This window comes from Providencia heimbachae ATCC 35613 (assembly GCF_001655055.1).
Lineage (GTDB): Bacteria > Pseudomonadota > Gammaproteobacteria > Enterobacterales > Enterobacteriaceae > Providencia > Providencia heimbachae.
In genome coordinates this window covers 128,544-140,189 of the sequence record NZ_LXEW01000047.1, presented here as the reverse complement: position 1 = coordinate 140,189, position 11,646 = coordinate 128,544, and the positions used below count along the sequence as shown (strand labels likewise).

The window sequence follows — 11,646 nt, the reverse complement described above, 5'->3', positions numbered from 1 at the left end:
TGCCAACTGTTTTTGCGCCGCCGCGTAGTTTTGTTCGTTCTGCGTTAATGCCGTTTGCAGCTGTTGTTGCTGTTTTTGGCTATCGGCATACTGTTTTGACAACGTATCTTGCGCCGTTTGATGGGCTTGTAATTGTTGCTTCGCTGCCGCTAACTCGGCTTCTAAAGCGGCTTTTTGCTCAGCTTTTGCGGTTTGCGCCGTCAACGCCGCTTGTATTTTATCCGCTTGCTGGGCTTTTTCGGCTAACTGCGCGGTTAGCTGAATATTTTGAGCGTCTAACTGCTTAGCCGTATCTTGTTGTTCTTTTAATGCAATTTGAATTTCATTTTTTTGCTTTTGTGTTAATGCTAATTCATCTTCTTTTTGCTTTAATAATTCTTGATTCTTCAATAGGTCAGCTGTGACTAACTTAACTTGTTCATCCGTGTCACCACTTCGCAATAATTGCTCTTTGGCTGCTAACTCTAATTTAGTGATCTCTGCCGTCAGTTGATCAACCTGCAAACTCGCATCTGCAAATTGTTTATCTTTTTCAGCTAGCTGTTGCTTAATTTTCGATTGCTCAACAATACTTTCATTTAATTGCTTTTCAAGCTGAGCAACTATTTCCTGTGTTTGTTGGTTTTCTTGGCTAAGTTCCGTAAGGCTATTTTGTCTTTGTTCTATCGTTTTTTCAGCGGCTGTAAGTTTACGATTAAGATCATCAATAATTGACTTGTCTTCTGTTGAAGATAACTGAGATTGTAATTGTGCGATTTGATCTTTATTGAGTTCAACCTCATCCGTGAGCTTATTAATTTCAAATTGCTTTTCAGTAATAATATGGCTTAACTCAGCAATACTCTTATTATGATTAATAAGCTTTGCTACGAGTTGATCATCTGTTAACAATTGATTATATGCAATTAGCTGCCCAACACCTTGAGCAAGGCCAAATTGATATAAATTTGTTAATCTCTGATGTTCAATTAACTCGACTAATTGAGCTAGATAAACAGCACTATCTACTACAGGCTTATTAATAAATTTTGAAGAATATAAACCGAGCGGGTCAAGAACTACCTGATACTTTGCAAAATCCTTCGCTAAATATCGAGGGTTCCATTGATCGCTTTGAAATAAATAGGGGAATGAAGATGATAGCGCTGATTGAGAGGGATATTTCCCCTCAGTCAATGTACAAACTTCCGAGAACGTTGTTTTTTCAGGCTCTACTGGCTGCCCTTTACCCGCATTACCGTTTGCATTTTCATTCGCAGTAACTGATAAACCAGTCTTGCTCTTCCCTGTTGTTTTGCTATTAGCTCTTTTTGGTGCTGCCGCAGATTTACTTCTTTCTTTTGGCGCAGGAACTGTAGATAGTGAAGAAAAAATTTCATAACCTTGAGCTTGTGTATTCACTGGCGGTTGCGGTTGCTGTTGCTCTTGTAACTTACCTTCTTTTTCGAGCTGTAGGTAAGCATCAAAATCATCAATAACGTTATTAAAGCTATCCGCTTTTGGAACGTGACTAAAAAATGTCGTAAAAAGTGCCAGCGACACACAAAGCCTTAGGTTAGTTCTCATAATCCACTAATTTTCTTCAATGTTGATTCGGTAGACAATACAGAGTTATAGCGAACTTTTGCACAAAGCACTTTCGTTTTAGACTCAATTGCCATTTGTAATAACTCAATAGTGTCTGGGCTAGCTGTTGTTTCTACTTGTCTGTAAAGACGATTAATCTCACTGACTTCTTTGAAAGAACCGACCAGACGGTTGTAATCTTTTGGTGAAAGTGTTTTCAGGGCATTCAGTTCTTTAACACAAGTATTTAAATGCGCAAATGACTGTTGCTCTGTACCGTTAGCGTTAAAGCTCGTTGACTCTACCGGCGCACGATTCATTGCACTATTTAATACTTTTTGAGATTCAGGATATGAATTATCAACTTGATTAGTACTTGCCTGAACCGCCTGCTTTTCAGCTTGTTGAGCGGCAGTTTCTGAGCTAGTGCTAACCGTTTGTTTATTCTGAGCTGCTGTATTGTATGTGTCTGAGCCAAATGTACAGCCTGAAAGAAGAGCCGTACCTGCTATAAGCAAAGATGCAACATAAAACTTATTTTTTAAAAACATATAGTTACCTTACCAGTACTTTTCTTCGCTATTATATTGATGTCCAAGAAACCTAGTGTAAGCTAAAAACTAGCTATTTTCTATAAGTCAAAATGTAGAAATAGAGACATCTCATAAATTTATGATTAATTTTATTTTAGTTTTAAAATTCTTTTCTTGCTACGTTTTTATTTTTTCATGTCGTTATACTAATTAATACTCCTAATGAGAGAAAAATTAGCAAATCTTATCGTTTATTTAATATTTTTTGTTATCTCAAAATAATAAATAAACGTACAAAGTATAATTTCAACAGCTCAATAACCTTTGTATCTATTTTAATTTTTAAATTCATTACCGTTGAAACAATTACTAACAAATTAAATGCTGTTTTTTATTTTTATAATGCGCGTCACACTAATAATGTGTTTTTTACCATTTACAGAAAAAAATCGCATGCCAAAAAATAAGCACCTTTACTTATTTAACATTACCAATCAAAAAATTAAGTTTTTTAATCAATGCGTTATGATAAAACATAATTATCCCAAAAGATGGAAAAATTATATCAGCTATAAATAATAATTACTTATTTTAAATTGATACGATTCGTAACGCAAACTGACTTTTGCCATGATATTTATTTCGAGCCCATCAAGTAGGCCTATTTGATGATATACAGTTGGTAAATGTCATCGTGAAGTAGTTTAGGTATGAAATCAATTTTTTTTGAGGTGTTATACGCCCGGAACTCGCCCGGGCATATTAAAAGCTTAATTACGCTTTGGTAGGACGTAATGCAGGGAATAGAATAACATCACGGATAGTATGACTGTTGGTAAATAACATGACCATGCGGTCAATACCAATACCTAAGCCTGCTGTTGGTGGCAAGCCATGTTCTAATGCAGTGATATAATCTTCATCATAGAACATGGCTTCATCATCACCTTCGTCTTTTTGGCGAACTTGCTCTGCAAAACGCTCAGCTTGGTCTTCTGCATCATTTAACTCAGAGAAACCATTACCTATTTCACGTCCACCAATAAAGAACTCAAAGCGATCAGTAATGAATGGATTGTCATCATTACGTCGGGCAAGAGGTGAAACTTCTGCTGGGTATTCAGTGATAAAAGTCGGTTGAATTAAGTGGCTTTCCGCAACTTCTTCAAAAATTTCACACTGAATACGACCGAGTCCCCAACTCTTCTCAATTTTGATACTCAGTGATTGAGCGATAGCAACCGCTTTATCCATATCATCAAGATCGGCAATATTCGTTTCTGGGCGATATTTGTAAATTGCTTCTTTCATCGTCAATTTAGTAAATGGCTGACCAAAATCAAACTGTTGTTCACCGTATTGAACAACGGTATTTCCAAGCACTTTTTGTGTCAACGTACGGAATAAATCTTCTGTCAGCGCAATCAGATCACGGTAATCTGCATACGCCATATAGAGTTCCATCATCGTGAACTCAGGATTATGGCGTGGAGATAAACCTTCATTACGGAAGTTACGGTTAATTTCGAACACGCGTTCAAAGCCACCGACCACTAACCTTTTTAAATAAAGCTCAGGTGCAACACGCAGATACATATCAATATCTAATGCATTATGGTGAGTCACAAAAGGGCGCGCTGTTGCACCACCAGGGATCACCTGCATCATCGGTGTTTCGACTTCCATAAAGCCGTAACTGACCATAAAGTTACGGACTTCAGCAAGAATTTTAGAACGAATGATAAACGTATTACGTGATTCATCATTTGCAATAAGATCAAGATAACGTTGACGATAGCGCGTTTCTTGGTCTGATAAACCATGAAATTTATCTGGCAGTGGACGCAATGCTTTTGTCAGTAAACGAACTTCATGACAATGAATGGTCAATTCACCCGTTTTTGTTTTAAACAAACGACCCTTCGCACCTAAAATGTCACCTAAGTCCCATTTTTTAAACTGTTCGTTATATACGCCTTCCGCCAAGTCATCACGTGAAACGTAAATCTGAATCCGTCCACCAACATCTTGCAAAGTGGCAAATGATGCTTTCCCCATAATACGGCGAGTCATCATTCGCCCTGCAATAGTGACTTCGATATTCAGCGCTTCAAGCTCTTCCGCTGATTTATCACCATATTGTGCATGAAGGCTATTTGAAATATTTTCACGACGAAAATCATTGGGGAATGGAATTCCTTTTTCGCGTAATGCCGCTAGCTTTTCTCTACGTGCTTTAAGTTCGTTATTTAAATCGGGAACTTGTTCAGCACCCTGTTGTTCTTGAGACATTTTTTCCTCACAGGCCAGCTTTTAAACTAGCTTCAATGAATTTATCCAAATCACCATCCAGCACGGCTTGCGTGTTACGCGTTTCCACACCAGTACGTAAATCTTTTATTCTTGCATCATCAAGTACATAAGAACGGATCTGACTTCCCCAGCCAATATCAGATTTATTCTCTTCCATCACTTGCTTGTCTGCATTTTTCTTTTGTATTTCCAGCTCATAAAGCTTCGCTTTTAACTGACGCATCGCTTGATCTTTATTTTTATGCTGTGAGCGGTCGTTTTGACACTGAGTGACAAGATTTGTCGGGATATGCGTAATACGAACCGCTGACTCAGTTTTGTTTACGTGCTGCCCACCCGCACCTGAAGCACGGTATACATCGATACGCAGATCAGCTGGATTAATTTCGATATCAATATCATCGTCAACTTCTGGGTAAATAAACGCCGAGCTAAACGATGTATGCCGGCGACCGCCTGAATCGAATGGACTTTTACGAACTAAACGATGAACACCCGTCTCTGTTCTTAGCCACCCATAGGCATAATCACCGATGATTTTGACCGTGGCAGATTTTAAACCCGCCACATCACCGTCTGATTCTTCAATAATTTCCGTTTTGAAGCCCTTTGACTCTGCCCATCGCAAATACATGCGAAGTAGCATACTGGCCCAATCCTGCGCCTCTGTACCACCAGAACCTGCTTGTAAGTCGATGTAGCAATTAGCACTGTCATATTCGCCAGAGAACATACGGCGAAATTCAAGTTGTTCTAGTTTGCCTTGCAGTTGCTCTAGCTCGGCACCCGCTTCATTGAACGTGTCTTCATCATCCGCTTCAATAGCAAGTTCGAGCAGACCTTGAACATCCTCCATTCCTTGATCTAGCTGGTCGATTGTATCAACAATCGCCTCAAGAGATGAGCGTTCTTTGCCAAGTGCCTGAGCCCTTTCTGGTTCATTCCAGACATTCGGCTGCTCGAGCTCTGCATTAACTTCTTCTAAGCGTTCTTTCTTGGCATCATAGTCAAAGATACCCCCTCAGAACCGATGTCCGATCAGACAGGTCCTGGATCTTATTTTTTACTGGGTTTATTTCAAACGTCATTTTCAATATCTTATGGTTAGTCAAAGATAAAATTTTTATTCACGAACCGGTTAGTATAAAGGAATTTCTATCCGATTTATAGCCGTCAAACTTTAATATACTGGGTTGTTAACAGCTTAAAATTGATTTTTAATCTGTTATTATCCAGCGCTTACTCTTTACTCAGGCCAAATATGTTCAATCATTAATTGCACATTTTTTTGCCCGCGGTATTCATTGACATCAAGTTTAAATGCTATTTTTGCTTTTTTAATGCTGTTATCTGGCCATCGGCGAACATCAATATTAAACATAATGGCATCTAACATAGGACCACCATTTACGGGTTCTAACATCAGTTTAAGGTGACGTTCACCCACTAATCGCTGTTGTAGCAATTGAAAATGCCCATCAAAAACAGGTTCTGGGAATGATTGCCCCCAAGGCCCACTATCGCGAATAAGCTCTGCAACTTCTAATGAAAATTCATTGCGGGTCAGCTCACCATCACTCCAAATCACACCAGCGAGTTGCTCAGGTTGAATAAGCTCCCCCATAAGCTGCTCAAAATGCAATTTAAATGCGTCAAAATTGTTCTCTTCGAGGGTTAAGCCCGCCGCCATCGCATGGCCGCCAAATTTTTGCATTAATCCGGGCTGTAGTGTATTCAAACGCTCTAATGCATCTCGCATATGAACACCTTGAACTGAACGACCAGACCCTTTGAGTACACCGTCACCTGCGGGCGCAAACGCAATAACCGGTCGATGGTACTGCTCTTTAATCCTTGAAGCTAAAATACCAACAACCCCTTGATGCCATTCTGGGTGATACAGCGCCAAACCATTGGGTAATTGATTGGTGCTATATTCAACTTTGTTGAACAGTACGAGGGCTTCTTGTTGCATTCCCGCTTCGATATCACGTCTTGTTTGGTTTAAACCATCCAATTCGTTAGCAAGCTCCCTTGCATAAGCCATATCATCGGTGAGCAATAGCTCAATACTAACGGACATGTCATCTAACCGCCCCGCTGCATTCAATCGAGGCCCTAATGCAAAGCCAAAGTCATTTGCCACTAACCGAGAGGCTTCCCGCTTAGAAACTTCGATCAACGCTTTGATACCTGCACAACAACGCCCAGCCCTAACGCGTTGTAAACCTTGATGAACAAGGATACGGTTATTCATATCAAGGGGGACGACGTCAGCGACAGTACCTAAAGCCACTAAGTCTAAAAATTCGGCCAAATTAGGTTCACTAAGCCCTTGTTGCGTAAACCAACCTTGCTGACGTAAATGCGCTCTCAAGGCAGACATCAAATAAAACGTGACCCCGACCCCTGCTAAAGATTTCGACGCAAAATGACATTCGTTGAGGTTTGGGTTAATGATCGCATCTGCATTTGGTAACGTAGCGCCGGGTAAATGGTGGTCAGTAATGATCACTTTTATCCCATGCTCATTTGCGGTCGCAACACCTTCATGGGATGAAATTCCATTATCAACGGTGATAATTAATTCAGCACCACGCTTGTGCGCTTCTTCAACAACAAGTGGCGTTAACCCGTACCCATTTTCAAAACGATTAGGCACGATGTAATTTAAATTTGCATACCCCATGGCTTTTAATGCCCGAATTGCAAGGGCAGTACTCGTTGCCCCATCGGCATCAAAATCCCCAACGATGGTAATTGAACTATGCTCTGTTAATGCCTGGTAAAGCAGAACAAGGGCATTTTCAATCCCAAATAATGAATGATAATCTAAAAGATTGGAGGCTTTGCGTTCTAGTTGCGTCGCATTTGTTATGCCGCGGTGTGCATAAATACGCTGCAAGAGTCTAGGAACCCCCGGTAGCATGATCACTTCGTCACTTTGGACGCGTTGACGTAAAAAGGTTTCAACATTCACAATATTGGTTATTTCTGTTCAAGTAATTGAATAAGCGCATCTGGCGTTAAATAGCCGGGAAGTAATTGTCCGTCAGGCAAAATAATTGCAGGAGTCCCCGTGACTTTAAATAAATTGCCCACTTGCATATGCTTGCCTAAATCAATTTTACACTCATCAATCATGGCAATTTCATCACCTTTAAAAGCTTTAGTTAACGCATTTTGAGGCATCCCATTACACCATATTGATGCCATTTTTTTAGCGGTATCGCTATCCATACCTTGGCGTGGATAAGCAAGGTAACGAACTGTCACACCTTTGCTATTTAGCTCACCAACAGATTGATGTAATTTTTTGCAATAGCCACAGCTAATATCAGTAAAGATCGTCACCACATGTTTTTCATTTGGCGCTTTAAATACGATCATTTCATCTTTTAAAGCTTCAATTTTTTTCATTAACGGTTGATTGCTAATATTGAGCGGTACTTTACCACTCATATCGTAGATAGGGCCTTGCAATAAATATTTGCCATCATCGGTGATATAAATAATACCCGTCGATGTTTCAACCACATTGAGTCCGACAATAGGTGAAGGCTTAATCGACTCAACAGTCATATCGTATTTCGCTAATGTTTCTTTGATAATTTTATCTTCTGTTGCCCCATAAACTGAGACGGTAAAAGAGGCAATACACGCTGCCAATAATAATAATTTGCGTTTCATATTTATCCTTAAATAGCCATCACCCTCTAGGATGATGCTGCTCATGTAACATACGCAGCCGCTCAGTGGCAACGTGTGTATAAATCTGTGTTGTCGAAAGGTCACTATGACCTAACAACATTTGTACCACGCGTAAGTCTGCACCATGATTCAATAAATGCGTAGCAAAGGCATGTCTAAGAACATGTGGCGATAATAAATCCGTATCAATGTGCGCGAGAACCGCATAATATTTTATACGATGCCAGAATGTTTGCCGTGTCATTTTTGTTCCTCGTTTACTTGGAAATAAAATATCACTCGCTTTACCATTTAATAAATCAGGACGACCTTCGTTAATATATTTTTCAATCCAGTATATTGCTTCTTCGCCTAAGGGGATTAATCGCTCTTTATCCCCCTTACCTACCACCCGTATAACACCTTGCCGCATACTAATATCTGAAAAGGTCAGTCCAATCAATTCAGATACTCGTAAACCGCATGCATACAAAACTTCAAGCATCGCTTTATCCCTGAGTTCAAGGGAATCTTCTGTGGCAGGGGCATTAAGTAAATCTTCAACTTGTTTTTCACTTAAATCTTTAGGTAATCTTCTGGGTATTTTAGGTGCGGCGATCACTGCTGAGGGATCATCCAATCGTATTTTCTCACGATAAAAATACTGAAATAGCCGACGCATTGCACTTAATAGTCGTGCCGAGCTAGCCGCTTTATATCCACCCTCTATACGCTCAGCTAAAAATGACTGTAAATCAATGGATTGAACATTTTCCAAATGCAATTGTTGTGCATCTAACCATCTATCTAATGACTGCAAATCAAGACGATAAGAAGCCAATGTATTTTCAGCAAGATCTTGTTCAAGCCAAATTGTATCAAGAAATTGTTCAATTAATGGATTAAGTTGTTTTGTTTCCACGACCGATTTACCTTTAGCGATTTACGCATAACGATTTACCTATAATAATACCACACGATTCTATTATGCCTGATTGTGCCTCCACTGTTACAATACATCTCTTGTAATAAAAACCATAGCTGGACATAGTAATAATTATATGAAAATAGGTCTTTTTTACGGTTCTAGTACCTGTTATACCGAAATGGTTGCAGAAAAAATACGTGATATTCTCGGTGATGATTTTGTCGCACTGCATAATGTCAACGATACGCCACCAAGCTTAATGGAACAGTATGATGTTCTCATTTTGGGTATCCCTACGTGGGATTTTGGTGAAATACAAGAAGATTGGCTAGCTATTTGGGATGCACTTCCCAATCTGAACTTAAAGGATAAAATTGTAGCTATGTATGGTCTGGGCGACCAAATCGATTATAGTGAATGGTTTTTAGATGCGCTAGGTCTGCTTTATCATCAATTAAAACCAACAGGCGTTAAGTTTATTGGTTTTTGGCCTACAGAGGGCTATGAATTTGATAGCCCCAAACCACTAAATAAAGAAGGCGATATGTTTGTTGGGCTAGCTATTGATGAAGTCCATCAATTTGAGCAAACAGATGAACGTATTGGCCAATGGTGCATACAGATATTGCAAGAAATTGAAGAATTACTGTAGCATCAGAAATTCAAGCTTATTATATTACTGTAATTGATAGAGCTTATAATAAAAGCATTAAATATCTGGATATTGCAGTAATAGCTGATTTAAATTTCGCCAATTTTCTTCTGAAACTGTATCTTTCGCAATCCACAAATGAATTTTTTTCGGCTTGCCTTGTAGGGCACTTAGCGTCAGCAAAATACCAAATCGACTGCGCCAAGGCGCTTTATCAATATACCACTCATTTTTCTTCCACTGAACTTTATTGCCGTTAACCAGAACAACGATCCCTTTAATTTTACTGATATTTTTCTGGCTTTTCGCCCAACTCGCGACAATCACCACCAGCAATGGCAGCCAAATCATAGAGGTTTCTGATACCCACGGAGCAATTAGCACAAATGCGCCTATTACCCCATGAATACAGGTAGAAAAAAGTTGAGTTTTCCATGAAATGGCGAGATTAGATTTCCACAGGACCACGATTTTTATTTTTTTCCTGAATCAGTTTTACCATATAAAATAATTTATCGTCATCTGGACGACCATGATTCATTAACCAGTTGAATAAGTCTGGATCAGCACATTCCAACAGATTCACAAACGTCTGCTTGTCTTCACTCGATAAACCATCATACTCATATTCAAAAAAAGGCATGATTGAAATATCCAATTCACGCATACCACGTCTACAAGCCCAATGAATTCGCGCTTTATTCTCTATATCCATTTCACTACGACCTTTTTTGCTGCAGTTAGCTGATAAGATTGATTATTTTTAATACTCTAACAGATAATTTGCGAATAAAACATGTCACACCCAACATTGTTGTAATTTTAGCTGTAAAATCCCATTTTTCTACCAACATATAAGCTAACAATATTAGATAATTCATCGGGTATCATAATAACTACTTGCAATGTTATCTAGCTATTTTACCATTAACTACCTTTATCTTTACAAGCACAATGGGTGAAATCATGACTACCGACGCCGACAGCTTACAACAATTTCCTCTCGATTCTCAGTCTTTACCTCTCGTTTTGATTTCACTAGAAAACTGGGAATTGATCCACCTTCATGGTTTGGATGCTGAAAAATACCTACAAGGGCAAGTGACAGCAGATATTAGTACACTGAAACAAGCGCACACATTAACGGCACATTGTGACCCGAAAGGTAAAATGTGGAGTGACTTGCGTTTATTTCACCATTTAGAGGGTTTCTCTTACCTTGTTAGAAGCAGCGTAGCAGATGCTCAATTAGCAGAGCTAAAAAAATATGCCGTTTTCTCTAAAGTGACCTTTGAGAAAAAAACTGACCTTAAATTACTTGCCGTTGCAGGATTAGGGGCAAAAGAAGCCTTAGCCTCATTGTTCAGCACCCTACCAGATGATGAGAACCAAGTTGTTGTCGACGATATAACAACTTTGCTGCATTTTTCACTGCCCGTTGAACGCTTTTTATTAATTACCGATGCACAGACTGCTGAAAAAGTGCGTACATCTCTCGATGCAACGCAAGTTTCTGATGACCAATGGTTATCCCTCGATATTGAAGCTGGCTATGCGGTTATTGATCAAGAAAATAGTGCCCAACACTTACCCCAAGCCACGAATTTACAAGCGCTACCACACGGTATTAGTTTTAAAAAAGGCTGCTACACCGGCCAAGAAATGGTAGCTCGCGCAAAATTCCGAGGTGCCAATAAGCGCGCAATGTATTGGCTAAAAGGCACAGGTACATCACTGCCATCGACGGGAGATGGCTTGGAGTGGCAATTGGGCGATAAATGGCGCCGTACCGGTACTATTCTTGCAGCCGTTCGCTTAGGCAACGGTGAGATCTATGTCCAAACTATTATGAATAATGATATGGAAGCCGATAGCATCTTTCGTGTCACTGGTGATGAACAAAGTCATCTCACTATTTCACCACTGCCTTATTCGTTAGAAGAAGAAAAATAATTGAGGTTTTT

Annotated in this window: 11 protein-coding genes; 2 read left to right on the top strand and 9 right to left on the bottom strand. The window is 39.4% G+C overall.

Translation table 11 applies throughout. The annotated features are described in order from the left end of the window. From M998_RS16850 to xerD, 7 genes are all read right to left on the bottom strand, one after another. A partial coding sequence (locus M998_RS16850; RefSeq protein ID WP_156510944.1) for a coiled-coil domain-containing protein occupies window positions 1-1,542 on the bottom strand: 1,542 nt, incomplete at its 3' end. Between the two features lie 20 nt (window positions 1,543-1,562). Further along, complete coding sequence (locus M998_RS16845; RefSeq protein WP_068445580.1) at window positions 1,563-2,117, bottom strand: YuaE family lipoprotein; 555 nt, start codon at window positions 2,115-2,117, stop codon at window positions 1,563-1,565. A 756-nt stretch (window positions 2,118-2,873) separates the two neighbouring features. After that, window positions 2,874-4,391 (bottom strand): lysine--tRNA ligase, encoded by a 1,518-nt coding sequence (gene lysS, locus M998_RS16840; RefSeq protein WP_068909914.1) that lies wholly within the window; start codon window positions 4,389-4,391, stop codon window positions 2,874-2,876. A 7-nt stretch (window positions 4,392-4,398) separates the two neighbouring features. Beyond that, window positions 4,399-5,500 (bottom strand): peptide chain release factor 2 gene (gene prfB / locus M998_RS16835; RefSeq protein WP_111750933.1). Its coding sequence is split into 2 segments (ribosomal slippage): window positions 4,399-5,421 and window positions 5,423-5,500, totalling 1,101 coding nucleotides; the frame shifts between segments, so codons are not numbered across the junction. Window positions 5,501-5,658: 158 nt separating this feature from the next. Then, window positions 5,659-7,392: a single-stranded-DNA-specific exonuclease RecJ gene (gene recJ / locus M998_RS16830; RefSeq protein ID WP_068909912.1), complete on the bottom strand. Its 1,734-nt coding sequence runs from the start codon at window positions 7,390-7,392 to the stop codon at window positions 5,659-5,661. Between the two features lie 8 nt (window positions 7,393-7,400). After that, window positions 7,401-8,102 carry a bifunctional protein-disulfide isomerase/oxidoreductase DsbC gene (dsbC, locus tag M998_RS16825; RefSeq protein WP_068909910.1) on the bottom strand — a complete coding sequence of 234 codons (702 nt, stop codon included), beginning with the start codon at window positions 8,100-8,102 and terminating at the stop codon, window positions 7,401-7,403. Window positions 8,103-8,121: 19 nt separating this feature from the next. Then, the gene (gene xerD, locus M998_RS16820; RefSeq protein ID WP_068445591.1) at window positions 8,122-9,024 is read right to left on the bottom strand and encodes a site-specific tyrosine recombinase XerD; all 903 of its coding nucleotides are present in this window, start codon (window positions 9,022-9,024) and stop codon (window positions 8,122-8,124) included. 139 nt (window positions 9,025-9,163) lie between these two features. Between xerD and fldB the strand changes: the two genes are divergently transcribed. Continuing rightward, window positions 9,164-9,682, top strand: a complete 519-nt coding sequence (gene fldB, locus M998_RS16815) for a flavodoxin FldB (protein ID WP_068909908.1) — start codon at window positions 9,164-9,166, stop codon at window positions 9,680-9,682. A 57-nt stretch (window positions 9,683-9,739) separates the two neighbouring features. Here the strand turns inward: fldB and M998_RS16810 are convergent, their stop codons facing one another. After that, the gene (locus tag M998_RS16810) at window positions 9,740-10,150 is read right to left on the bottom strand and encodes a protein YgfX (RefSeq protein ID WP_068445594.1); all 411 of its coding nucleotides are present in this window, start codon (window positions 10,148-10,150) and stop codon (window positions 9,740-9,742) included. After that, entirely contained in the window at window positions 10,131-10,397 is a 267-nt protein-coding gene (gene sdhE, locus M998_RS16805) for an FAD assembly factor SdhE (protein ID WP_068445596.1), read from the bottom strand. Before sdhE ends, M998_RS16810 begins: the two co-directional genes overlap by 20 nt. Before the next feature lie 251 nt (window positions 10,398-10,648). On the opposite strand from sdhE, the gene ygfZ reads away from it, so the two are divergent. After that, complete coding sequence (gene ygfZ, locus M998_RS16800) at window positions 10,649-11,635, top strand: tRNA-modifying protein YgfZ (RefSeq protein ID WP_068909907.1); 987 nt, start codon at window positions 10,649-10,651, stop codon at window positions 11,633-11,635. Window positions 11,636-11,646: the final 11 nt, after the last annotated feature.